This window comes from Flavobacterium limnophilum (assembly GCF_027111315.2).
In the GTDB taxonomy this organism is placed as follows: Bacteria; Bacteroidota; Bacteroidia; order Flavobacteriales; family Flavobacteriaceae; genus Flavobacterium; species Flavobacterium limnophilum.
This window is the reverse complement of the sequence record NZ_CP114289.2, coordinates 1,614,773-1,639,583: the sequence shown is the minus strand read 5'-3', so window position 1 is coordinate 1,639,583 and position 24,811 is coordinate 1,614,773. Positions and strand designations below refer to the sequence as shown.

General features: G+C 36.0%; 18 protein-coding genes and 2 pseudogenes. 12 read left to right on the top strand and 8 right to left on the bottom strand.

The features are described 5' to 3' along the window. Positions 1-85: 85 nt before the first annotated feature. The 5 genes from OZP13_RS06810 to recG all read right to left on the bottom strand — a co-directional run bounded on the left by OZP13_RS06810 (position 86) and on the right by recG (position 9,457). Positions 86-949, bottom strand: coding sequence for a bestrophin family protein (locus OZP13_RS06810; protein ID WP_281299114.1), 864 nt, complete (start codon positions 947-949; stop codon positions 86-88). Between the two features lie 26 nt (positions 950-975). Beyond that, entirely contained in the window at positions 976-2,286 is a 1,311-nt protein-coding gene (locus OZP13_RS06805; RefSeq protein WP_281299113.1) for a TolC family protein, read from the bottom strand. 193 nt (positions 2,287-2,479) lie between these two features. Continuing rightward, a complete protein-coding gene (locus tag OZP13_RS06800) occupies positions 2,480-5,578 on the bottom strand; it encodes an efflux RND transporter permease subunit (protein WP_281299112.1) in 3,099 nt (1,032 codons plus the stop codon). A 66-nt stretch (positions 5,579-5,644) separates the two neighbouring features. Continuing rightward, the gene (locus OZP13_RS06795; RefSeq protein ID WP_269243097.1) at positions 5,645-6,703 is read right to left on the bottom strand and encodes an efflux RND transporter periplasmic adaptor subunit; all 1,059 of its coding nucleotides are present in this window, start codon (positions 6,701-6,703) and stop codon (positions 5,645-5,647) included. Positions 6,704-7,348: 645 nt separating this feature from the next. Continuing rightward, positions 7,349-9,457: an ATP-dependent DNA helicase RecG gene (gene recG / locus OZP13_RS06790; RefSeq protein WP_281299111.1), complete on the bottom strand. Its 2,109-nt coding sequence runs from the start codon at positions 9,455-9,457 to the stop codon at positions 7,349-7,351. Between the two features lie 181 nt (positions 9,458-9,638). On the opposite strand from recG, the gene OZP13_RS06785 reads away from it, so the two are divergent. The 5 genes and pseudogenes from OZP13_RS06785 to OZP13_RS06765 all read left to right on the top strand — a co-directional run bounded on the left by OZP13_RS06785 (position 9,639) and on the right by OZP13_RS06765 (position 12,551). After that, entirely contained in the window at positions 9,639-10,349 is a 711-nt protein-coding gene (locus tag OZP13_RS06785) for a hypothetical protein (RefSeq protein ID WP_269243094.1), read from the top strand. Positions 10,350-10,523: 174 nt separating this feature from the next. Next, on the top strand, positions 10,524-11,123 hold the full coding sequence (locus OZP13_RS06780) for a hypothetical protein (protein WP_281299110.1): 600 nt from the start codon (positions 10,524-10,526) through the stop codon (positions 11,121-11,123). A 35-nt stretch (positions 11,124-11,158) separates the two neighbouring features. Then, positions 11,159-11,236, top strand: a pseudogene (locus tag OZP13_RS06775) (DUF1697 domain-containing protein); the annotation flags it as partial. 37 nt (positions 11,237-11,273) lie between these two features. Continuing rightward, on the top strand, positions 11,274-12,086 hold the full coding sequence (locus OZP13_RS06770) for a DUF3800 domain-containing protein (RefSeq protein ID WP_281299109.1): 813 nt from the start codon (positions 11,274-11,276) through the stop codon (positions 12,084-12,086). A 381-nt stretch (positions 12,087-12,467) separates the two neighbouring features. Further along, complete coding sequence (locus tag OZP13_RS06765) at positions 12,468-12,551, top strand: DUF1697 domain-containing protein (RefSeq protein ID WP_432419476.1); 84 nt, start codon at positions 12,468-12,470, stop codon at positions 12,549-12,551. A gap of 90 nt (positions 12,552-12,641) precedes the next feature. On the opposite strand, the gene OZP13_RS06760 is transcribed toward OZP13_RS06765, so the two are convergent. Continuing rightward, positions 12,642-13,172 carry a porin family protein gene (locus tag OZP13_RS06760; RefSeq protein ID WP_281299108.1) on the bottom strand — a complete coding sequence of 177 codons (531 nt, stop codon included), beginning with the start codon at positions 13,170-13,172 and terminating at the stop codon, positions 12,642-12,644. Positions 13,173-13,391: 219 nt separating this feature from the next. Here OZP13_RS06760 and OZP13_RS06755 point away from each other — a divergent pair, with 219 nt between their 5' ends. The 3 genes and pseudogenes from OZP13_RS06755 to OZP13_RS06745 all read left to right on the top strand — a co-directional run. Beyond that, positions 13,392-13,955 (top strand): DUF1697 domain-containing protein, encoded by a 564-nt coding sequence (locus OZP13_RS06755; protein ID WP_281299107.1) that lies wholly within the window; start codon positions 13,392-13,394, stop codon positions 13,953-13,955. A gap of 2 nt (positions 13,956-13,957) precedes the next feature. Continuing rightward, on the top strand, positions 13,958-17,257 hold the full coding sequence (locus tag OZP13_RS06750; RefSeq protein WP_281299106.1) for an FG-GAP-like repeat-containing protein: 3,300 nt from the start codon (positions 13,958-13,960) through the stop codon (positions 17,255-17,257). 20 nt (positions 17,258-17,277) lie between these two features. Further along, positions 17,278-17,361 (top strand): annotated as a pseudogene (locus OZP13_RS06745) (DUF1697 domain-containing protein); the annotation flags it as partial. 28 nt (positions 17,362-17,389) lie between these two features. Here OZP13_RS06745 and OZP13_RS06740 read toward each other — a convergent pair. Both OZP13_RS06740 and OZP13_RS06735 read right to left on the bottom strand, forming a co-directional pair. Further along, positions 17,390-18,130 carry a Dph6-related ATP pyrophosphatase gene (locus OZP13_RS06740; RefSeq protein ID WP_281299105.1) on the bottom strand — a complete coding sequence of 247 codons (741 nt, stop codon included), beginning with the start codon at positions 18,128-18,130 and terminating at the stop codon, positions 17,390-17,392. Continuing rightward, positions 18,124-18,645 (bottom strand): DUF7935 family protein, encoded by a 522-nt coding sequence (locus tag OZP13_RS06735; protein ID WP_281299104.1) that lies wholly within the window; start codon positions 18,643-18,645, stop codon positions 18,124-18,126. The genes OZP13_RS06740 and OZP13_RS06735 overlap by 7 nt, the downstream gene beginning before the upstream one ends. Positions 18,646-18,733: 88 nt before the next feature. Here OZP13_RS06735 and OZP13_RS06730 point away from each other — a divergent pair, with 88 nt between their 5' ends. The 4 genes from OZP13_RS06730 (at position 18,734) to OZP13_RS06715 (ending at position 24,780) form a co-directional block, all read left to right on the top strand. After that, positions 18,734-19,501, top strand: a complete 768-nt coding sequence (locus OZP13_RS06730; protein ID WP_281299103.1) for a sulfite exporter TauE/SafE family protein — start codon at positions 18,734-18,736, stop codon at positions 19,499-19,501. A gap of 146 nt (positions 19,502-19,647) precedes the next feature. After that, positions 19,648-21,780 (top strand): right-handed parallel beta-helix repeat-containing protein, encoded by a 2,133-nt coding sequence (locus OZP13_RS06725; RefSeq protein ID WP_281299102.1) that lies wholly within the window; start codon positions 19,648-19,650, stop codon positions 21,778-21,780. Between the two features lie 173 nt (positions 21,781-21,953). After that, the gene (locus OZP13_RS06720) at positions 21,954-24,278 is read left to right on the top strand and encodes an ATP-dependent helicase (RefSeq protein WP_281299101.1); all 2,325 of its coding nucleotides are present in this window, start codon (positions 21,954-21,956) and stop codon (positions 24,276-24,278) included. A 19-nt stretch (positions 24,279-24,297) separates the two neighbouring features. Further along, complete coding sequence (locus OZP13_RS06715; RefSeq protein WP_269243085.1) at positions 24,298-24,780, top strand: hypothetical protein; 483 nt, start codon at positions 24,298-24,300, stop codon at positions 24,778-24,780. Positions 24,781-24,811: the final 31 nt, after the last annotated feature.

Here is a 24,811-nt window from a genome sequence, read left to right as displayed (position 1 = left end):
ACAACTTCACTATGCAATCTGTGCAAATTTGTGCAATCTGTGTCTGTTTTACTTTAAAGAATAAATTGGTGTTTGCCGTGTATATTTAAATCAATTCCTCGACGTGTTTTTTGATGTTTTCTGCTATTTTTTTGGTTGGCAAATCGTTGTCGTCCATACCAAACGGGTCTTCGATTTCTTCGGCGATTAATTCCAAACTAGCCAATACATAAAAGATGAAAACCACCACCGGAATCACGAAATAACCCAAAATAAATACATAGGCAAAAGGCAGTGTCAGCACATAAATAAAGATGAATTTCTTGATAAATGCGCTGTAAGAGTAGGGAATAGGCGTGTTTTTGATTCGCTCGCAAGCCCCACAAATATCGGTAAAGGATTGTAGTTCGTTGTTCAGAATAATAAGTTGGTCGCCCGTGATTTTTTTTGAATTATACAAATCACTTATTTTTTGAAACAGTATTTTGGCGACTTGGTTGGGTCTGTGTTTGTGATGGTCGATTTCCAGATCGACATCGTCAAACAATTGTTTTGCCGTATCGCTATCGGTTAAATGTTTCTGCAAAATTGAGGCATAACCCGGAATCATTTTCCTGAAATAAGCCCGATCATTCTCGTCTTTTAAAATCACGGATAATTTAATGGCTAAATTTCGGCTGCTGTTGACCAAACCTCCCCACATTCTTCGTCCTTCCCACCAGCGATCGTAGGCCGTATTGGTTCGGTAAGCCAATAATAATGAAATCACGAAACCCAGCAAACTGTGCATCACGGAGATATTTTTCACTTGGCTGTCATCGGGTAAATCCCAATATTCCATTTCTAAATAACCAACAATTCCGGAGTAGATTCCAATAATAAACATCATTGGAATTAATTTTTGAAACGTATCTGCTTTACTTGCGCTAAAAATAAAGCTAATCCAGTCTTTTGGGTTATAGGAAGTCATCGTGAATTTTTTTGGACAAAAATAAGTTAAAAACTCATATTTCCTGCCAATTCTCGTAAGGCAATTTCAGATAATTTGGCCTGAAATTGGGCATTGCTGTAGCGCACTTTGGCATTGATGTAATTCAATTGAGCTGCCCTAAATTCAATTGTGGTTATGGTCCCAATTCGGAATTTGTCGACCGTAATACTTAGGTTTTGTTTGGCGATAGCCTCGTTAGTTTCTTCCAAATCAATCAATTCCAGATTGGTCAAATAGGTTTGAAAAGCAATAGTCAATTCAGAATTTAATAAAAGACTTTGTTGTTCGATGGCAATTTTGGAATTTTCAATTTGGATTTTGGCAATTTTTTCGTTGCGGTTTTGGGCGAATCCATCAAAAATATTCAAGGAAGCCCTGAATCCATAATTAAGTCCTTTTGAAGAAGATTGCGAGGTAAAACCCAGACTTGACTGGCTTTCGGCAAAGTTGTAACCCGAAGTCAAGTTAATCGTTGGATACCGTTCGCCCTTGATTTGTTTCAAATCCAGTTCGGAAACTCTTTTGTTGATGATTTCGGATTCCAATTGTGGATTTTGTTTTTCGGCCAAAGCCATCAATTCGGCCAAGATTAATTTATCGTCCACGGTGACTTCGTCCACCACTTTAAAATCAACTTTGGAATCTCTCGCCAAGATTTGGTTCAAGGCAATTTTTCGGTTGGCATAGGATTCTTTTTGTCTCAAAAGCGCCACTTTGTCCGTGTTTAAATCCACTTGGGCATTCAAGACTTCCAACTTGGAAGCTTTACCAATGTTGAAACGATTTTGTGCCAAAGTCAAACGTTGGGTTGAAATCACGATGGTCGTGTCCAAAGCTGCCAGTTGTTGCTGTTGCTGCACCAAATCAAAATAAACCGCATTCACGGCACTAATTTTTAGTATTATGGTGCGTTTTAATTGAGCTTCACCGAGTTTCTGCAATTCTTTTAATTGGTCTAATTTGGCAAACATTTTGAAACCGTCAAAAACCGTCCAATCTAGTCCAACACCGTAATTCAAGCTGTTATTTTTGGCATTGTCCAATGAATTGACCGTTCCGTCTTGTCGGGTTTGCGAACTGTTTTGAATGCTGTTGGCATCGACCAAGGTTGCCGTAACTTTGGGTAACATTCCGGCATTTCCAGTGGCTACATTGGTTTTGTTGATTGTTAAATTATTGGAAGCTATTTTTATTTCAAAATTGTTTTCCAAGGCTATTTTTAGTGCGTTTTCGATAGTCAAAACTTCTTGAGCATTGGTTTGTGCTATGCAAAACAAGAATAAAATTAGACTACGGATTAATATTTTAGTATTCATAATTTTTTGTTTTTACCACAAATTGCACAAATTGCCACAAATTTTTTCTTGTGAAAATTTTACAATTCCTTGTTTTCAATTTGTGCTAATTTGTGTAATTTGTGGTGTTTTTTTATTTAATATCTTTTTCTTCCGGTGAAATTATTATTGCCTAAGGTTATCAGGAACCAGCTTTTTATTCATCGGAAGAAATTTATTTTTTTATACTGGTTTCATATTCTTCAATATGATCAAATTCTGGATAATGTTTTCTCGCTTTCGACCATAAAAGATACAAAGCGGGAATTACAAACAGTGTTAAAACCAGGGAGAAAATTGTTCCACCTACGATAACCACTCCCATTCCCATTCTGCTGGTTGAAGCTGCTCCAAGTGACATTGCTATTGGCAAAGCTCCCAATGAAATAGCCAAACTCGTCATTAATATTGGTCGAAGTCGTGCTTCCGAAGCTTCTAGAATGGCTTCCAATTTGGGTTTTCCTTGCTCTCGCAATTGATTGGCAAATTCGACAATCAAGATTCCGTTTTTGGTTACCAAACCAATAAGCATTACGGTTCCAATTTGACTAAAAATATTCCAAGTTTGTCCAAACAACCATAAGGAGAATAAAGCTCCGGCTACCGCCATTGGCACGGTCAAAATGATGATGAATGGATCGACAAAACTTTCGAATTGTGCTGCCAGAATCAAGAATATCAGCAACAAAGCCAGTCCAAAAGCAAAAGAAGTATTCGAACTACTTTCGACAAAATCTCGGGATTCTCCACCCAAATCCGTGGTGAAAGTATCGTCCAATACTTTGGTTTTTATGTCATTCATTGCATCAATACCGTCGTTGATACTTTTGCCCGGAGCGAGACCCGCCGATACCGTTGCCGACATATACCTGTTATTATGATACAATTGCGGCGGATTGCTTTTCTCTTCGATCGTCACGACATTGTCCATTTGAATCAATTCGCCTTTATTATTTTTCACAAACATCGACGTTAAATCCAAGGGTTTGGAACGGTCTTTTTGGTCAAATTGTCCAATGACTTGGTATTGTTTTCCGTTACGCATAAAATACCCAAAACGTTGGCCGCTTAACGAAAGTTGCAGGGTTTGGGCAATGTCAATTACGGATATTCCCAAGCTCTCGGCTTTTTCACGATCGATGGACACGTTGATTTCGGGCTTGTTGAATTTTAGATTCACGTCGGAGTTAGAAAAGGTTTCGTTTTTTGACACTTCGTCCATAAACACAGGTATTTTCTCCCTCAATTTCTCAAAATTGGGTGCTTGAATAATGTATTGAATAGGCATTCCACCGCGTCTATTTACCGCAATTGTGGGCTGTTCTATCACCGATGTTTTGGCTTCAGGATATTTTTTGGTCCATTTGGTCAATTTTTCGGCAATTTCTTTTTGCGAAATTTTTCTTTCGCTTGGGTCCACTAATGAAATTCTAACTCTTCCACTGTTTGACGCGGCTGAAATAAAACCAGGAGAAGTAATCACCAAACTCACTTTTTTTTCTGGAATGGAATCGTCTATCAATCTGGAGATTTCCTGCATAAATCGATCGGTATATTCATAAGATGAACCTTCTGCAGTAGTAATGCTCATCATCATACCGCTTCGATCGTCATAGGGCGCGGTTTCTTTTTGGAGTAAATTAAAAAATAAGGCAATCAGTCCAAAACAGAAAATCAATATTGGAAAACTTAACCATTTTCTTTTCATAAAACGACCAAGAGCATCGGCATAACTACTATTTAATTTTTGAAAATAAGGTTCAGTCGCAATATAAAATTTTGATTTTTTCTGTTCGCCACCTTTCATCAAATAAGCATTCAACATTGGTGTTAAGGTCAAAGAAACAAAGGCCGAAATCAATACCGCAGCACCAATAACAACCCCAAATTCTCGAAATAGTCGCCCAACAAATCCTTCCAAGAAAATTACTGGTAAAAATACTGCAGCCAAGGTTATAGAGATGGATATTACGGCAAAGAAAATTTCGTTTGAACCTTTGATTGCAGCTTCAATTGGCGACATTCCTTCTTCGACTTTCTTGAAAATATTTTCTGTAACTACGATTCCATCATCGACTACTAATCCTGTTGCCAAAACAATAGCCAGCAGAGTCAGCACGTTTATTGAAAATCCGAAAAGCCACATTATAAAAAATGTTGCAATTAACGAAACGGGGATATCAATTAAAGGTCGGAAAGCGATAGCCCAATCCCTAAAAAATAGAAAGATAATTAAGATTACCAAAATTAAGGAAATCCCTAATGTTTCCGCTACTTCAAGCACTGATTTTTTTACAAAAATAGTATTGTCAATAGCTACATTCAACTTGATATCTTTTGGTAAATCTTTTTTTAATTTATCTACTTCTTTGTAAAATTCCTTCGAAATATCTAAATAATTAGCTCCCGGAAGAGGCACAATAGCTACACCAACTAATGGCAAACCTGATTGGCTCATTTTGGTTTCCAGATTTTCAGGACCTAGAGTGGCAGAACCCACATCGCTCAAGCGAACAATTTTATCGCCGTCAGTACGAATAATAATGTTGTTGAATTCTTCGGGAGTCGAAAGGTTTCCAACGGTTTTTACCGTTAATTCTGTGGCGTTTCCGGTCAATTTTCCCGAGGGTAATTCCACGTTTTGCTTGTTCAAGGCATCTCTTACTTCGGAAACCGTGCAGCCATAAGAAGCTAATTTTATGGGGTCAATCCACAACCGCATCGCGTATTTCTTTTGTCCCCAAATTTGCACGCCACTTACGCCCGGAATGGTTTCGAGTCGTTGTGAAATTACGTTTTCGGCATAGTCGCTGAGTTCCAATTCGCTTCGTGAATCACTTTGTACCGTCATCGAAATGATGGCATCGCTATTGGCATCAGCCTTTGAAACCACTGGTGGTGCATCAATATCTTTGGGTAGATTTCGAGTGGCTTGGGAAACTTTGTCCCGAACATCATTGGCGGCTTCTTCCAGATTTTTGTTCAAATTAAATTCGACCGTGATGTTACTGCTGCCTTGTGTACTCGAAGAAGTTACGTTTCGAATCCCGTCTATGGCGTTAATAGCTTTTTCTAAAGGTTCCGTGATTTGGGATTCAATAATATCTGAATTGGCACCTGTATAACTGGTTCGAATCGAAATCTGTGCCGGATCAATAGAAGGAAATTCTCGAACGCCCAGGAATGTGTATCCAATGATTCCAAACAAGACGATGGTCAAGTTCAGAACGATGGTCAGTACGGGTCTTTTTATGCTTATGGTGGATAAACTCATTTGGGATATACGATTTAAGAATTGCGATTAAGGATTTGCTGCCAACTGGCATCTGAAATCTGCTATCTATTTAACTTTAACTTTCACGCCGTCATCTTCTTTTAAGGACATAACACCCGTTGTCAATAATGTGTCACCCGCTTTTAAACCTGAAAGTACCAAGATGGTGGCATCGGTTCTGGTGGCGGTTTCCACTTTAATTTCTTTGACTTTACCATTAATTGAAATCAACACTTTTTTACCATCTTGTACCGGAATGATGGCTTCCGATGGAATTATGATGGCATCTTTGATGATGTCCAAAGGTAATTCGACATTGGCAAAAGTACCCGGCAATAATTTTCCGTCTTTGTTTTCAGCCAAGGCACGAACTTGCAATGTTCTGGTCGAGATTTCCACTTCTGGCTCTATGGCATACACTTTGGCCTGATATTTTTCAGTCGAACCCGCCACAGTGAAACTTAAATTGGAATTGGCTTTTACTTGATTGGCATATTTTTCAGGAATGGAAAAGGTGATTTTCAATTGGCTGATGTTGACTAATTTGGCTACCAAAAGGCTAGGAGTGATATAGGTTCCGGGCGAAATGGAACGCAATCCAATTTTCCCGGAAAACGGCGCTCTAACTGATGTTTTGGCAATTTGTGCGTCAATTAATTGCACTTGGGCTTGTGCCAATTTGTAATCGGCTCTGGCAACATCGTATTCTTCTTGGCTGATGGCTTCTTTGGCCAATAAAAGTTTAGCTCTTCTTTCGTTTTCGGATGCCAGTCCTTGTTTGGTTTTGGCTTGTTGCAATTGGGCTCTCAATTCGACATCATTTACTTTAAAAAGCAGTTGTCCTTTGGCCACATTACTTCCTTCCTTGAAATAAATACCTTCTACGATTCCGGAAATTTCAGAGCGAATTTCCACTTGCTCATTGGCTTCAATAGAGCCGGAAAGGGATAGATTGTTGTCGAAAGTTTCTGTTTTAAGTACAATTCCACTAACGGTCATTACTTTGCCTTTTCCGTCTTTGCCTTTGGAATTTTCATTTTTGCTTTTGTTTGAATTAATTCGGTAAGCTATAAATGCTCCGAAACCAATTATTAGCAGGGTGTAAACGATATGTTTTATTTTCATAATTTATGTGAAAAAGCGAGATTAGACTTCTTATATTTTCGTTAAGAAGACAAATTTAAGGTTTAGAATTTTGAATGAGGAGCGTTTTGTTAATATTTTAACAACGGATTAACAACTAATTTTAATGCCCTAAAAAGAACAATTATTTAAGACTGTAAAAAAATAAAATGGTTTAATGTAAATTCAAATGAAAATCCTTTTTTTCCCAACTTTCGGCAGAGAAGTGGTTTCTTAACGAAATAAATTTATTTTGTCAGTGTACTATTTTGCTGCACTGTACCGAATAACAATGGTAGAAAATCCTAATTTAATTGAGCGAAGCCATTTCAATATAAAGAAGAAAAAAATGTTTTTTTAAGCTTCCCAAATTGCAATTCCTCTTTGTTTACTATTGGGTAAGTAGTATTGCAGGGTTGTATTGTGGTTACTATACAGTTACTGTATAGTAACTATACAGTTACTATACAGTTACTATACAGTTACTATACAGTTACTATATATATTCTTTATCCATACTCTTGACCCGTGCTTGACCCGAGCTGAAATAGCTATACAGATTATTGTTTTTTTTTCAATGTTGGGCAGAGAGAGGCTCTTATTTTTATGAAGTAAATTGGTTTCATCAGTGTGCTATCATAGTGTACTTTAACTAATATAATTCCAGATGTTTTTCTTTTTGGTCAGCTCGATGTAGGTTGCTCTTAAAGTGGCGTTTTCGGGCTTTTGCATCGGTGCGTCTTCCTTCAAGATTTTCAAGGCATAATTTCGTGCCAATTGCAAAATATTTCGGTCGCGGACAATGTCGGCAATCTGTAGATTTAGGACACCGCTTTGTTGGGTTCCCATCAAATCACCGGGACCGCGAAGTTTGAGGTCGACTTCGGCAATTTCGAAACCATCGTTCGTTCCAGTCATCGTTTCCATTCGGGTTTTGCTGTCGGCACTCAATTTGTGGCTCGTCATCAGGATGCAATAACTTTGCTCGGCACCACGACCCACGCGACCCCGAAGCTGGTGGAGTTGCGACAGTCCAAAACGTTCCGCACTTTCGATAATCATCACGCTGGCGTTGGGAATATTCACGCCAACCTCAATCACGGTTGTCGCCACCATAATATTGGTTTTTCCTTCGGCAAAGCGTTTCATTTCGGCATCTTTATCGGCGGGTTTCATTTTTCCGTGAAGGATGGAAATGGCATATTGCGGCAACGGAAAATCACGGGAAATACTTTCGTAACCGTCCATCAAATCCTTGAAATCCATAGTTTTAGATTCTTCAATTAGCGGATAGACGATATAAATTTGTCTGCCAATGGCAATTTCGTCCCGGATGAATTTCCAGACTTTCAGGCGATTGCTGTCAAATCGATGCACGGTCTGGATGGGTTTTCGTCCCGGTGGCAATTCGTCGATTACCGAAATATCCAAATCGCCATACAAGCTCATTGCTAGAGTTCTCGGGATAGGCGTGGCGGTCATTACCAAAATGTGTGGCGGAATTTCGTTTTTCTTCCACAATTTCGAGCGTTGTTCCACTCCAAAACGATGTTGCTCGTCAATCACGGCCAAGCCCAAGTTTTGGAATTTCACCTTGTCTTCCAATAAAGCGTGTGTGCCAATCAGGATGTGCAAACTGCCATTTTCGAGTTCTTCGTGAATGATTCTTCTAGTTGCAATTTTGGTTGAACCTGTCAATATTTTTATGTTGATATTCAGCTCTTTGGCTAATTCTGATAAACCATTAAAATGTTGGTTGGCCAAGATTTCCGTGGGTGCCATCAAACAGGATTGAAAGCCGTTATCCAAGGCAATGAGCATACTCATCAAAGCCACGATGGTTTTTCCCGAACCCACATCGCCTTGCAGCAATCGGTTCATTTGGGCGTTGCTTCCCATATCGATCCGGATTTCCTTGATGACTCTTTTTTGGGCGTTGGTCAGTTCAAAAGGCAAATGGTTTTTATAAAAATCATTGAAATATTCGCCCACTTTCGTGAACGGATGTCCTTTGATTTTGTGCTTTCGAATGAGGTTTTTCGTGATTAATTGTAATTGGATATAGAACAATTCCTCGAATTTCAATCGGTATTGGGCTTTTGCCAATGCTTCGGCACTTTTTGGAAAATGGATGTTGAACAAAGCCGCATTTTTGGGAATCAGTTTTAATTCGGCTGTCAAATAATCGGGCAGGGTTTCAGCAAATTTGGCTTGGGTTTCCAAGAACAATTGCTGCATCATTTTGTTGATTACTCGATTCGAAATTCCCCGGTTGGCCAGGGTTTCCGTCGATGGATAAACGGGTTGCATTGCCGAGCGCAGGCTTTGTTCGTGTTCCGTCATCAACTCGATTTCGGGATGCGCCATATTGAAAGTATTCCCAAAAGAAGTACATTTTCCGAAAATTACGCAGATTTCATTCAGTTTTAAACTCTCCCGAATCCATTTGTGGCCTTGAAACCAAACCAGTTCCATTTGTCCCGTATCATCCACGAAGGTTGCCACCAATCGTTTCTGGTTTTTGCCAAATTCAACGGTTTTTACATTAATGATTTTGCCGATGATTTGAACTTCGGCAACGTTATTTTGCAATTCGTTTATCTTGTAATAGCGTGTCCTGTCGATGTAGCGATTGGGAAAAAAATTGAGCAAATGACCGTATTTGTGAATTCCCAATTCCTTGCGCAGCAAAGTCCCGCGGTTGGGACCGACGCCTTTGAGGTATTCGATGGGAGTTTCTAGTAGGTTTTGCTGCATACTGCGAAGATAGTTTTTTGTTTGGAAAATAGGAATTTGAAATTATTGATTTTTTTTGACAATAAATTTGCTGTTGAAATAATTTGACAATAAAAACGCTGTTAAAATAATAAACAACTTTATCAAAATTGAGAATACTGTCGTTTAGAAATAGTTATATTTGAAGATAAAATATTTAGATATGAATGAATTTAAAAGACCAGATTTATCAAGTACACTAATTCATTTTACAAAAGGTGAAAATGATGACGAAGCATTTGAAAATTTGTATTCAATCTTAATTGATAAATGTATAAATGCGACTAAATTTAAAAGTTTAGAAGATAATGAAATTGTTTGTTTGACAGAAACACCATTAAAAATAATTATGGAGTATGGATTTACAAATCACACGAATTATTCAAATTACAGGAAATTTGGGTTGATGTTTGATAAAGAGGAAATTTATAAAATTTATTCAGGAAGACCTGCTCTTTATTTGGAAAAAAAGTGTTTTAATAAATTATCAAATGACTTAAAATGGAGATTTGCATTATTTGAACCTTCATTTAAATACAAAGAATTGCCCAAAAAGCCTTTTATAGATTTCACTTGGGAAAGAGAATGGCGTGTACAAGGTGATTTATATTTAAGTGATTGCGATAATAATTTTATTGTTTTAGTTCCAAATTTATTCTATAAAAATAAATTAGAAGATAAAATTAGAGATTATTTTACTAATAAATTTGAGGATTGTAATGTAGAGAATCCTAGATATCTTTATGAGTTAGAATATGATTATATAGAAGGTATTTATTTTCAAAAAGAAATTGAAAATGAAGAGAATTGTGAATGTAATGTTTTTGATCCTGATGATAATATTTTAAATATTATTTTGTTGGATAAAATGTAAATAATAATAAAATAACAACCAATCTAACACTTCTTCGTTGATTAAATTAAACGAGTTTTGATTTTAAATGTTAGATTGTTAATGTCTTGCATATGATTTTTTTATTAAAATTTGAAACTTAACAATTACCTATGTTTGCTCGAAGAAATCATTATATTTAAATCAAAAAATGAAATGGAGAATTACATTATAATTATAGTAGGTTTTGTTTGTACTTTAATACCAACATTAATTACACTTTGGCTCAATGAAAAAGTAAAAGGTAGTGTTAAAAATTCCTTTGATGAAAAACTTTCTCAATTTCAGATTGAACTTAATCATTTGAAAACCAAAGAAAATTTTAAGTTTACAAAACTCCACGAAAAACGATTTGAAGTATTGCAGGAATCTTATAAGTATTTGAACAATAATTTAAATTTATTAGTAAAGCATATTTCGCCATTTAAGTTTACACGAGATGGTGAAGATTATGATGAAAATGAGAAAAAAGCCAGTAATGAGTATCGCGATGCTCACAACGAATTTTTGGAATATTTTAACTTTAATTCAATTTACTTCGATGAAGAAACAGAGGCTTTATTACGTAGTTTTTTTCAAGAATCTGGCGAAATATTTAATGCTTATGACCAAAGACAGCTATATAAGTCGATGGGCGAAACATTAGAAAAAGAAGATAGGTTAGCCTCGGCTTTTGCTTACAAGAAAATTCCTAAAATAATTCATCCTTTAAAAAAAGAAATTGAAACTAAATTTCGTAAACTTTTAGGTGAATAAGATATTCCAAATGAAAATTAAAAATCATAAATAAAATGACAACCCATCTAACCCTTCTCCGTGGCATCAATGTTTCCGGACACAATATGATAAAAATGGAGGCTTTGAAAATGATTTAATAAGATTAAAATAACAAGTTTTCTTAAAAAGATGAATACAAAATCGAATACAAAACATTATTTTCTTGACGAGGCAGGGGATACTTCCTTTTATACCAAAGGCAAAAAAAATGCTTTGGGAACCAATGGAGTTTCTAGTTGTTTTATCATTGGAATGGTTAAAGTTTATGATAATTTAGAAGAGGTAAGGGGAAAGATAAATAGGTTGCAAAGAGAGATTGTTGACAATCCATTTTTTCAAGTGGCGAGTGTTCAAAAAAAGGTTAATAATTCAGGGTATTATTTGCATGCAACTGATGATATTCCAGAGGTACGCTTAAAGTTTTTGGAACTTATTTTGACCATTAATTGCAGTTTTGAAGCTGTGGTTTCAGCAAAAACTATAGAGCGGTATGAAACCAAACACAAAGGAAAAGAAGAATACTTTTATGCTGATTTGCTTTCGCATCTTTTGAAAAACAAATTATACAAAGACGAAAAGCTAGTATTGCACGTCTCCGAAAGAGGAAAAAGTACAAAAAATCACAACTTGGAATTGGCTTTGCAAAAGGCTGTTCAAAGAGTTAACAGCAATCCTGGTGGGAGTGAAGAAATAAAAACAAAAGTTATTTTTAATGTAAATTATCCCACGAATGAACCAATTTTGAATTTAGCGGATTATTTTTGTTGGGCAATTCAACGTGTATTTGAAAAAGGAGAAACACGATATTATGAATTCTTAAAAAACAAGATTTCATTAGTCATAGACTTGTATGACAAAGAAAAATATGAGGGTTTTAGGAATTACTATTCAGTTGAAAATCCACTGACCAAAGAGAATAAAAAAAACCCATCATCACACTAATTCTAAAATTAATTTTAGAAAACGACATGGAGTCGACATTTATGTGAGACAGATTTCGAGTACAAAGATACTGTATCTTTTATAAAAAAGTACATAGATTAATGGACTTTTTAAATTTGATCCATATTTGATTGATTTCATTAAAATGTTTTACCCACTTCAAAGCTTAAAAACAGTGGAATAAATGAATTTACGACACGTTAAAATTGTAAACTCAGTTCTAACCCAATATCTTCGCAAAAACAAAATATCTCTAAAAAACAAAACATCTCGCACTGCTTCGTGTAGGGCATTCGGTTTTAAAAAAGTTTTACACAAATTCCACTAATTTACACGAAGAGTAAGTTTTAAAAATACCACAAATTCATAAAACTGGAGGCTTTGAAAACGACTTTGGAAGCCATTGGTTTTCAAAACGTGCAAACCTATGTTCAATCTGGAAATGTTTTTGGACAGTGTAGATAGTTTTTTGTTTGGAAAATAAAAAACTCCCAAATCTACTGCTAGACTTCGGAGTTTTTTAGAAAATTTCGATTAATTAAAGCTGGTTTTTGATTAAAATTTAAATCCCAAGCCAACTTGAATAACTTGGTTTTTGGAATCGACATTGTCAATTACGTCAGTTAATCCAGCGATATAGCGTCCATCAATTGATAATCCAAAGGGTAAATTAAATGTTGCTCCAAAAGCCCAGGAAGTGTCGAATGAGTTGTAATCCGGATTTACGGAACCACTTGTTTTGTCATTTATCAAAAAACCGAATTGTGGGCCTGTTTCAAAACTTAAAAGTTTCAATACATACAGTCTGGCAACAACAGGAACTTGAATGTAGTTTAAATCGGTACTTGTTGTTTTTGTGTCAAATCCTTGACTGGAGAACTGTATTTCGGGTTGAATGTAAAGCAATTTTGGCACAATTCCGAATTGTCTGTATAATCCAGCATAGACTCCTGTTTGAATATCGCCATTGCTGTTGGACAAGTTAGAAAAATTGGCTCCTGCACGAATTCCCCAACCTTGTGCATCTGCCGAATTGGTAACCAAAGAAATAAAGAGTATAAAAAATAAATTTTTTAGTAGTTTCATTTTGAATGTTTTAAGTTAAAAACTTTTTGTAATTGGTATCAAATTTAAGAATTTTTATATTAAAAAACAATGCGTTTGGAAAATATAAAAGTTGGATTCAAAATGAGGCAGGTTTTTAATAATCGAAGAGGAAATCTTTTTTGGTTGGAAATAGGAATTTTAAATTGTTTGGTATTGGAGTATAAAAAAGTATATTTGGAATTCTTAAACTTTCAACAAATGACAACCCATCTAGCTCTTCTTCGTGGCATCAACGTTTCCGGTCACAACATGATAAAAATGGAGGCCTTGAAAACGACTTTGGAAGCCATAGGATTCCAAAACGTGCAAACCTATATCCAATCTGGAAATGTTTTTGTGGACAGCGAGGATGAAAATGGCGCCGCTGTTGGTTTCAAAATAAAGCAGGAAATTTTCAAGGCTTTTGGTCACGAAGTACCCGTCGTGGTTATTGGCAAAGCCGATTTGGATGCCTGTTTGAAGAACAATACTTTTCTGAAAGAGCCAGATTCGGACATTAAAAAATTATATGTGGCTTTTGTTTCCACCACTTTGCGAAGCGACAGCATCAATGATTTGAAAATTAGCCAATTTAAACCCGACGAAGCCCGAATTGATGCCAACAGGATTTACATTAAATATGCCGTTGGAGCTGGAAAGACAAGGTTTGACCAGAAATACATAGAAAAAAAATTGAACGTGACGGCCACCATCCGCAATTGGAATACCGTGACGCAATTGTTGAAACTGTATGAGGAAAGATCAATTTTATTTCCCGAATAATTATGAATTATAAAAATACATTTGCAATAAATTTAGTCTGTTTTTTTCTATTTTTCTTAAATATAGGTACAGCTCAAAATTTTGAAAAAGTTGTATCTACTGAAAACCTAAAAGGTGGTTATTTGGGTTTTTCATCTTTCGTAGATTATAATAATGATGGTTTTTTAGACATTTTCGTAACTGGATTAGATTTTATTCATGGAGATTTTCTTAATGCCATTTTATATAAAAACAATGGTGATAAAACTTTTACGGAAAGTTCAATAAAAAATATTCCAAGAGTTATTTATGGTGATTGTTCTTGGGGAGATTTTGATAATAATGGAACTTTGGATTTAATTTATTCAGGTACAACAGGTGGATCTGCATATAATAACATTACAAAAATTTACAAGAATATTAATAACGGTTGTGAATTTATAGAAATTCCTAACGCTATTCCTGCTATAAAAGACGGAACAGTTGAATGGGTCGATGTAGATAATGATGGTTTGTTAGATGTTTTTTATCAAGGGTTAAATTCAAAAGATGAATATGATTCGGGAATTTTTAAAAATAATGGAAACGAAACATTCACAAAAATTGCAAATGTAAGTTTTTATATTATTAATGGTGCTAGAGCAAATCTTCAAACTAATAGTGCTAAATGGGCAGACTTTGATGGAGATGGTTTAAAAGATGTCATTACGGCTTCATCAACAAAAACGGAACGGGAGTTTGTTATATATAAAAATTTGGGAAATTTTAAATTTGATAAAATTCCATTTACTCTTCCGCAACTAAGTTATGTAAGTATGGATGTAGGCGATATAAATAAAGACGGACTTCCTGATTTTGTATTTACCGGAAGTACAAAATTCGACTTGATGAGTGGAGATCCTGGGACAAAACTTTATTTTTATACCAACAAAGGAAACATGAATTTCAGCAATTCATTTACAATGAATAATGATGGTGCCTTTTTGTCAAAATTAAAATTAGGGGATTTTGACAACGATGGCTTTTTAGATCTTGTTAATTATGGCTCAGGTCTTTCATATAGAAACACAAAGTTTTATTTGAATAATAAAAATGATGCGTTTTCAGAAATAAACAAATCATTTCCAGATTGTTATAGCGGAGGGATTGATTTTGGGGATTATGACAACGATAAAGATTTAGACGTGCTATATTATGGCAGAATAGAAAATCCATACGACATAGAAATTACCAATATTTATGAAAACAAAAATTTAAATATTGAATTACCTACAGCAATTATTTTAGATAAAGGATGTGGATGTAATCTAAAAGGAACTTTTTCTTTAAATAATTCAGTAGATAATGTAAAATGGGATTTCAACGATGATGCTACCGGAATATCAAACACCTCTACTTTGCCCAGACCCTCACATACTTTTTCAAAAAATGGTACTTATACTGTATCCGCAACTTATACTAAAGGAGTTATTACAGATACATTTTTTAAAACTTTTTCAATAAATGGAGTACCAATCGTTGCAGAACCTTCTGATATTACTACTTGTGCAGTAAATGATCAGTTCAATTTTCATAATTTGAAAGATTTGCAAATTTTAAATGGATTACCTTCATTGGAGTACGACATAAGTTATCATTTATCATTAAGAGAAGCGGAAAACAACAGTAATAAGCTACCCGATTTATATACGATTCAAAATGCCACTCAAGCTATTTTCGCAAGAGTTCAAAGCAAGGGAAATCCTGGCTGTTATGTCGTCAAAGATTTTGCAGTTAGCGTCTTGGCATCTCCCGTTGCAAATGCTGTTGATGATATTTATATGTGTGATTTCAACAATGATGGGATAGAATTATTCGACCTCAGTACTATTGAAAATAAACTTATAGGGAATCAAGCAAATGTAAAAGTACAATATTATGATAGTAGCAATAATTTAGTACCGAGTCCATTATCTTCGAATTATACTAATATAATTTTAAAGAAAGATTATATAAAAGCAAAAGTGATTAATTCTAATAATGAATGTTTTGCCGAAACCAATATAAATTTAATTGCAAATCCCCTTCCAATTGCAAATGTTTTACCAGTTTTAATTGGATGTGATGACGATAATGATGGTATTTCAGAATTCTTCGACACTTCAGGTGTTCAAAATAATGTAATAGCAAATCAATCTGGAATGGAAGTTACTTATTATGATACTATTGGAAATCAATTAACCAATCCTTTGCCAAATCCATTTACAAATTCAATTAAGGACACTGAAAATATAACAGTACGGGTAACTGATTCAAAAACAAAATGCTTTTCGGAGACTGTTTTAACGCTTAAAACATCTTCAAAACCGACTATTGATAAACCTCAGAATCTATATTCCTGTGATGAAGGCAATGGTTTTGCAAATTTTGACACATCATTAATTGAATCACAACTTATAGGTAATCAATCTGGTTTGCGTATATTTTATAAAGATGCAAATGGTAATAACTTGCCCAGTCCATTGCCGGTAACTTTCAAGAATATGATTCCAAATACTCAAACTGTTTTTGTAAAAGTTGAAAACAGTTTAAATTCATTCTGTTTTTCAGAAACCAGTTTTGATTTAATAGTAAATAAATTGCCCGTAATTGATTTAAAAGACAACTATGCTATATGTGAACTAGAACCATCATTGACTATTTCCATAAATCCGAATTTTGATTCTTATGAATGGAAATTTAAAAACAATGAAATTATCTCGATAACGAATGAGGCCAAACTTATTGATTCAGGAGATTATACAGTTAAAGTTACCCAAATTGAAAATGGAATATCTTGCCAAAAATCTTTTCCATTCAATTTAGCAAGATCTCTTAAACCCACTATTGAGAAAGTTGTTTATGATCAATTTGGAAATAATTTTATCGAAATTAGTGCATCAGGAGATGGTAATTTTGAATATTCAATTGATGGAATAAATTTTCAAGACAGTAATTTATTTAGAAATATTTATGGAGGAACTTATATTGTATCTGTAAAAGATAAATATGGATGTGGTCAAGATGATTCGGAAGTAACCATATTAGATTATCCAAAGTTTTTTACCCCAAATAATGATGGTGTCAATGATTTTTGGCAGATAAAAGGAATAAGTAAATATCCCCATGCACAGATTTTAATTTTTGACAGATATGGCAAATTATTAAAAACATTAAACCCAATGGATGTCGGCTGGGATGGTAAATATAATAATGAACCAATGATTTCAGATGATTTTTGGTTTACTATAAATTTGAATGACGAAGATAAAAGTTTTAAAGGGCATTTTTCATTAAAAAGATAATGTTAATTATTTAATCAAACATCGAGAAAAAATTGAACGTGACGGCAACCATCCGCAATTGGAATACCGTGACGCAATTGTTGAAACTGTATGAGGAACGATAAGTAAATATTCGCCCAATATTTTTAGCGTTTAATTGGTTTCCGCCAAATCACAATACCAAAATCCGTAATCAAAAGCATCCGAAGTTGAAGTTTCACAAGCAGTATCGGAAGAATCTTCTTCTTTCGGCTTTTCATATTTTCGATAGACTATTTCCCCAATTTCAAAAGAAATGGGGTTGGAGAAAATAGGGCCGTCAAAAGTAAAGGTGTGAAATTCCCCGTTTTCGCCACAAACATCCACATTTTCGGGTAAATCATTGATGAAATCCTGGTCGATAATCCGGCCCACAAAACTTTTGTCCAAAAAGCGTTCGTTGACACAAACCACGATGGTCTTGAATCCCAGTGCCATGAATTCCTGGATTAAATCCTGTGTTGGGATTTTCCAAAGCGGAAAAACAGCTTCAAAATCCATTTCGGCCAATTTGTCTTCCCTGTATTTTCGCAAATCTTCCAGAAAAATATCCCCAAAAATGGAATGGGTAATTCCTTGGTTTTTTAATTTGGCGAGTGTGGTTTGCATCACAGCTTCGTACACTTCCATCGTTGGCATTTCTGGAATTTGCATAATCTCCAGTGGCAGACCAATGCTTTTTGCTTGTTCTTCCAATAATTCTACCCGAATGCCGTGCATCGAAATACGCTGGAATTGTTGGTTGACACTGGTTAGTAAACAACTGATTTCGTATTCTTTATTTTGTACTATTTTGTACAATGCTAAAGCAGAATCTTTGCCGCTACTCCAATTAAATAGGGCTTTCTTTACCACAATTGTCCCACTTCGTTTTTGATGAATGCCAAGGCAGCACTGCTTGGCGATTGTTTTTCCAATAAATCACTTAAAATCACTTCACGCAATTGGTTGGCATCAGCCACTTTTTCGTTTTTGACAGCCAAGCGAATCATTTGAATCGTGGCATTTTTGGCCGTGGTGATTATCGACCAACATTCGTCCGAAATGTAGATTTGTTGGGCTAAATTATGTTCAAATTCTTGCTCCACTTGCGCAATCACGTAGTTGGCATATTCGTTTTTATCCTCGGAAATGGGAGTGATTCGAATCAATAATTGACTTGGATTGATGCGTTCCATAAACAAAGTCATTCGTTCGAAAGCTTGCAAACGCAGGGGTAAAGTGTCTTTTCGATTGTCTTTTTGCAACAACCAACGTCTGGTGTTCTGTTGGTCCTTGAAATAGGAGTTGAATAAAAAGTAAGCGACGCCTCCAGTGATTAATGAGGGTAAAGTGTAGGCAAGTATTTCTAATATTTTTGTCGAATCCATTTGTGTTTTTTTAATTTTTTTAACCGGGAACAAATTAACGAATAAACCAATAAACTTATGTCTTACATTTGGTGAAATTTTTAAAAAAATGGAATCCTACGTTATTATTTTGCTTTGTCTGGCTGCTTTTGTAGCAGGATTTATCGATGCCATCGTTGGAGGAGGAGGATTAATCCAAACCCCGGTTGGATTGATTTTGTTGCCCAATCTTCCCGTTTCAACCGTTGTTGGATCGCTGAAAGTACCTGCTTTTAGCGGCACTTCCTTTGCTGCCTACCAATACCTCAAAAAAGTGGACATGAATTGGAAGTTGCTGGGCATCATGATGGTTTTGGCATTTCCATCAGCCTTTTTGGGTTCGACTTTGTTGACGTATGTTAGCAATGATTTCATGAAACCTCTATTGTTGGTTGTGCTTTCGTTTTTGGTCATTTACACTTATGCCCAGAAAAATTTTGGGCAACACATCGTAAAAAATCATTCTGCCAGAACCCAGGTTTTTTATGCCGTTCTCATCAGTTTCGTGGTTGGTTTTTATGACGGATTTATTGGGCCGGGAACCGGAAGTTTCTTGGTTTTGGCTTTCATTGCCTTGATGGGATTTGATTTCTTGCACGCTTCCGCCAATGCCAAAATGGTCAATTTGGCGACTAATTTTGGTTCCATTTGTCTGTTTATGCTGAAAGGCAAAATCATTTGGGCCATTACGATTCCGATGGTGCTATGCAATGCTCTTGGAGGGTGGATCGGTGCCAAATTGGCCATCAATAAAGGGAATAAATTCATTCGAATCTTCTTTTTGGTGGTGGTTATCGGCACGTTGATTCGGTTTGGGTACGATGTTTTTTATAAATAAAGTATTCTGTTTCATTGTTAATTATTTATTTCATTTAAAGTGAGGTTTTACTGGAAATGTCGTGAAATACACCATATCATTTAAACCATCCAAGAAATAGTAAGTCCTACAGCAAAAATAGTAATCACCAAACCAACTCTTTTATTATGAAAAGAATCATTATTTTATTTGCCGTAATGTTGCTTTTTCCACTTTGTGTATTTTCCCAAATTTATGTTTCGCCGGCAGGAAAAGAGGGTAATATTGGAACCATAGACAGGCCAACCACACTTGTGAATGCCATTAAAATCGTAATTCCAGGGCAAACCATTTATATGCGTGGAGGAATTTATTCTATAGCTTCGACCATTTTTATTGCAAGAGAAAATAGCGGAACAGCGGGAAATCTTAAACGTATAGAAGCTTATGCGGATGAAACTCCCATTCTTGACTTTTCGGCACAAAGTGAAAACAACCTCCATAAAGGGATTGTTTTAGATGGTTTTTATTGGTATTTCAAAGGAATTACAATCAGGAGAGCAGGAGATAATGGGATGCTTCTTTCGGGAAATTTTAATACGATTGACAATTGTATTTTCGAAAAAAATAGGGATAGCGGACTTCAAATCAGCCGTTATTATGCTGCCTATACTTCAATCAGTCAATGGCCTTCGAATAATTTAATTTTGAACTGCGAATCGTTTGACAACAAAGATTCATTGGCAGAAAATGCGGATGGTTTTGCAGCAAAATTGACTTGTGGTCAAGGCAATATTTTTCGTGGTTGCCTGTCCCACAATAACAGTGATGATGGATGGGATTTGTATACCAAAAGTAAAACAGGCCCCATTGGAGCTATTTTGTTCGAAAATTGCGTGGCCTATAATAATGGAACCCTTACCAACGGAAGTACTACGGCAACTGGAGATAAAAATGGTTTTAAATTGGGCGGCGAAGGCATTCCGGTAAATCATGTCCTAAGACGTTGTGTCGCTTTTGGAAACGGACAACACGGTTTTACCGACAACAACAATCCGGGAGCTATCGAGATGACCAACAACACCTCTTACAACAATAAAAGCAATGGTTTTGGGTTTCGTGAAGGAGGAAAGCACCAATTTAGAAACAACATCTCTTATCAATCTTTCAAGGATAAAATTTTTGGCAAAGATGTAGAAAATTCCAATGTGTGGTGGATCAAAATGAGTACCAATGGCAGGAATCCCGCCCTTGTGGTTAGTGATGATGATTTTGTTTCCTTGACCGTTCCCACAGTGCTTAAAAATACCGACGGTAGTCCAAATTTAGGTGATTTTTTGGCACTGAAATCGAGCAGTGATTTCATAGATGCAGGCGTGCAAACGGCTGGAATTGAATATAACGGAGCAGCACCAGATCTTGGAGCCAGAGAATTGGGAGCACAACAAAAAACCGATTTTATACTGAAAACCACTCCAAAACCTATTGCAGGCGGAAGTGTAGTCGTAAATCCTGTTAAAACAACTTATGATGCAGGCGATACCGTTACATTAACCGCAACACCAGCCACTGATTATGTTTTCCAATCTTGGAGTAATGGCGCAATAACAGCTAGCACAAAAATTACAATGAATGCCAACAAAACCGTTACTGCCAATTTTAAAAGCACACTACCAGCAGCTCATGTTTTGGCCGCAATGGCAAGTCCAATGGAGGGCGGAACAATTACTATAAGTCCAAATAAAGCTACTTATACAGAAGGTGAAATTGTAACGCTAACTGCCCTTCCTGCAAAAGGAAATGAGCTTAAATCGTGGAGTTCAGGAGAAAATACAGAAGTTATAACTATTGCAATGACGGCAGACGTGGGTGTCACGGCTACCTTTGGCGAAAAACTCACAGGAACCCATACACTAAGAATCGAAGAAGCTTTGCCAGGATATTGTGCGTATGATGGCGTTATAGCAATTAATTCCAGTGCCAATAACCGAAAAGTAACCAATCTTGTGGATGCTGTTGGCAAAGGAATCAATTATACCATCAAAGTTCCCACTGCCGGTCTTTACAGCATCGTCTTTAGATATGTGCATAGAGGGATAACTACGGCTGCAAAAGTTAAAATTAACGGTACGGCTGGTATCGATTTGTCATTTCCGATAACATCCAGTACGACAAAGTTTGCCACAACTACACCAACAAACATTAAATTGTCCAAAGGAATTAATACTATTAGATTAGAAACTATTGATGCTCTAGCTTTTGCCAATATTGATTGGATGGAAATTACAGGAGAAGCTCCGGAGGCGCAATCGTGCAACTAATGTAAATCTTGTTTGTTTTTCAAGTCTAATTATGGGCACTAGGAGCTAAAACACTTCAACTTAAATCGCCTTGCTTGACTTTTACGGTCGAAGAAATTGCTCAAAATTTTGGTTTTATATAAATCAAATTCCTAACTCATAAATCCTTATTTTTGCATTCAACAGAAAATTTTATGCAGAAATACATTGACCAACTAAACGAAGCCCAACGCGAACCCGTACTCCAAAAAGACGGACCAATGATTATTATTGCTGGTGCAGGCTCTGGAAAAACCCGTGTATTGACCATTCGGATTGCTTATTTGATGAGTCAGGGCGTGGATGCTTTCAGTATTTTGTCCTTGACTTTTACGAATAAAGCGGCGCGCGAAATGAAAAAGCGTATCTCCGATATCGTGGGTTCCAATGAAGCCAAAAATCTTTGGATGGGAACTTTTCACTCCGTTTTTGCCCGAATTCTGCGTTCCGAAGCCGATAAATTGGGATATCCTTCGAATTTTACCATTTATGATTCACAAGATTCTGTTCGAGCCATTTCGGCCATTATCAAGGAAATGCAATTGGACAGGGATGTTTACAAACCGAAGCAGGTTTTGAGCCGAATTTCCTCTTATAAAAATAGTTTAATCACGGTAAAAGCTTATTTCAACAATCCCGAATTGCAAGAACAAGATGCAATGAGCAAAAAGCCCCGTTTGGGTGAAATTTACCAAAATTATGTGGATCGGTGTTTCAAGGCCGGTGCCATGGATTTTGATGATTTGTTGTTGAAAACCAATGAATTGTTAAATCGTTTTCCAGATGTTTTGGCAAAATACCAGAACCGTTTTCGTTATATTTTGGTGGATGAGTACCAAGATACCAACCATTCGCAGTATTTGATTGTTCGCGCTTTATCGGACAAATTCCAAAATATATGTGTCGTTGGGGACGATGCCCAAAGTATTTATGCGTTTCGCGGTGCCAACATCAACAACATCCTGAATTTCCAGAAGGATTATGAAGGCGTAAAAACCTTTCGATTGGAACAAAATTACCGTTCGACCAAAAATATTGTGGAAGCGGCCAACACCATAATTGACAAAAATAAAGTAAAACTCGACAAAATTGTTTGGACAGCCAATGATTTTGGACCCAAAATAAAAGTGCATCGTAGCCTAACAGATGCCGAAGAAGGTCGTTTTGTGGCCAGCACGATTTTCGAGCAGAAGATGCAGCATCAAATGATGAATGGGCAATTTGCCATCTTGTATCGCACCAATGCGCAATCCCGTGCTATGGAAGATGCGCTCAGAAAAAGAGATATTCCGTATCGAATTTACGGTGGTTTGTCCTTTTACCAAAGAAAAGAAATCAAGGATGTTTTGTGTTATTTGAGATTGGTTCTTAATCCAAAAGATGAAGAAGCCTTGGTTCGCGTCATCAATTATCCAGCGAGAGGAATAGGGGACACCACAGTCGAAAAACTGACGGTTGCCGCCAATCATTACAAGCGTTCGATATTCGAAGTGATGCAGAACATTGACAAGATCGACTTGAAACTGAACTCGGGAACGAAGCAAAAACTACAAGATTTTGTGATGATGATCCAGAGTTTCCAGGTGATTAACGAAAATCAAGATGCTTTTTATATCACGGACCACGTTGCCAAAAAAACGGGCTTGGTTCAAGAATTAAAGAAAGATGCAACTCCGGAAGGAATGGCCAAAATCCAGAACATCGAGGAATTACTGAACGGTATCAAGGATTTCACCGAAGGGCAAAGAGAGATTGACGGAGCTCGTGGTGCATTATCCGAGTTTATGGAAGACGTGGCTTTGGCAACCGATTTAGACAAAGATACCAGCGATGAAGACCGTGTGGCTTTGATGACGATACATTTGGCGAAAGGATTGGAATTTCCACACGTTTTTGTAGTGGGAATGGAGGAAGATTTGTTTCCAAGTGCCATGAGCATGAGCACCCGTAGCGAACTCGAAGAAGAACGTCGTTTGTTTTATGTAGCCTTAACTCGTGCCGAACATCAGGCGTATTTGACGTATGCCCAATCCCGTTACCGTTGGGGAAAATTGACGGATAGTGAACCTTCTCGTTTCATTGAAGAAATTGATGGACAATATTTAGAATATTTGACTCCTGAAGAAAATAATTACCGCTACAAACCAATGATTGACAGTGATATTTTTGGAGACGTGGACAAATCCAAGTTGCGATTGGCTAAACCAGCCAATGGAACGCCACCCAAGAAATTGGGTGAAGAACCTACGGCAATCATTCGAAAATTAAAACCTGTTTCCAGTAATCCATCTGCGGAAGGGCCTAATTTATTTGACAATAAATTGACTACAGGAAATATCGTGATGCATGAACGTTTCGGTAAAGGTGAAGTGTTAAACCTTGAAGGAGTTGGCGCAGACAAAAAAGCCGAAATCAAATTTGAAGTCGGAGGCATCAAGAAGTTGTTGTTAAGATTTGCGAAGTTGGATGTTATTGGTTAAAAAAGAGAAAAGAATAGTGATGATAGATAAAAGACTTGAAAAGAAGATTAATTTTATTGAAATATATCAGATTATTGGAGGAATAGTCGGTTTGCTATTTACATCATATTTACTTTTGACTACTAATTTGTCAACATATCAAAATTGGACTGGTTACGTTTCAATGTTAACCCCATTTATATTTTTTGGATTTTGTATTTATTCAGGAATTCTGTTAAACAAGAAAAATTATGTTCAAGGATTAAAATTAGTATACATTTCTTTGCTAATGCAATTAATTGCTTTTGATGTTTTTGGCTTATTTTATTCAGCCATTAATGGAATAGGTGTAAATTTAACCTTGAATTTGACAAATGATGTAATTGCAGGTTTTGATTTTTATCCATCACAATTTTTATTGGCATTAAATTCTAATAGTTCTATTTTTATTGTGAAAATTAATTTGATTACCATTGCAATGTTATTTTATACTGCAAAAGTTTTTCAAAAAATTAAACCCTAGTCTATAATCTATTCTCTATCATCTTTATTCT

Excerpts from the sequence above, each read along its gene's own strand:
- OZP13_RS06795 (WP_269243097.1), bottom strand. The coding sequence starts at position 6,703 with ATGAAAATAAAACATATCGTTTACACCCTGCTAATAATTGGTTTCGGA.
- OZP13_RS06800 (WP_281299112.1), bottom strand. The coding sequence starts at position 5,578 with ATGAGTTTATCCACCATAAGCATAAAAAGACCCGTACTGACCATCGTT.
- OZP13_RS06750 (WP_281299106.1), top strand. The coding sequence starts at position 13,958 with ATGAATTATAAAAATACATTTGCAATAAATTTAGTCTGTTTTTTTCTA.
- OZP13_RS06810 (WP_281299114.1), bottom strand. The coding sequence starts at position 949 with ATGACTTCCTATAACCCAAAAGACTGGATTAGCTTTATTTTTAGCGCA.
- OZP13_RS06720 (WP_281299101.1), top strand. The coding sequence starts at position 21,954 with ATGCAGAAATACATTGACCAACTAAACGAAGCCCAACGCGAACCCGTA.
- OZP13_RS06725 (WP_281299102.1), top strand. The coding sequence starts at position 19,648 with ATGAAAAGAATCATTATTTTATTTGCCGTAATGTTGCTTTTTCCACTT.
- OZP13_RS06785 (WP_269243094.1), top strand. The coding sequence starts at position 9,639 with ATGAATGAATTTAAAAGACCAGATTTATCAAGTACACTAATTCATTTT.
- OZP13_RS06730 (WP_281299103.1), top strand. The coding sequence starts at position 18,734 with ATGGAATCCTACGTTATTATTTTGCTTTGTCTGGCTGCTTTTGTAGCA.
- OZP13_RS06805 (WP_281299113.1), bottom strand. The coding sequence starts at position 2,286 with ATGAATACTAAAATATTAATCCGTAGTCTAATTTTATTCTTGTTTTGC.
- OZP13_RS06715 (WP_269243085.1), top strand. The coding sequence starts at position 24,298 with ATGATAGATAAAAGACTTGAAAAGAAGATTAATTTTATTGAAATATAT.
- OZP13_RS06760 (WP_281299108.1), bottom strand. The coding sequence starts at position 13,172 with ATGAAACTACTAAAAAATTTATTTTTTATACTCTTTATTTCTTTGGTT.
- recG (WP_281299111.1), bottom strand. The coding sequence starts at position 9,457 with ATGCAGCAAAACCTACTAGAAACTCCCATCGAATACCTCAAAGGCGTC.
- OZP13_RS06755 (WP_281299107.1), top strand. The coding sequence starts at position 13,392 with ATGACAACCCATCTAGCTCTTCTTCGTGGCATCAACGTTTCCGGTCAC.
- OZP13_RS06770 (WP_281299109.1), top strand. The coding sequence starts at position 11,274 with ATGAATACAAAATCGAATACAAAACATTATTTTCTTGACGAGGCAGGG.
- OZP13_RS06735 (WP_281299104.1), bottom strand. The coding sequence starts at position 18,645 with ATGGATTCGACAAAAATATTAGAAATACTTGCCTACACTTTACCCTCA.
- OZP13_RS06780 (WP_281299110.1), top strand. The coding sequence starts at position 10,524 with ATGGAGAATTACATTATAATTATAGTAGGTTTTGTTTGTACTTTAATA.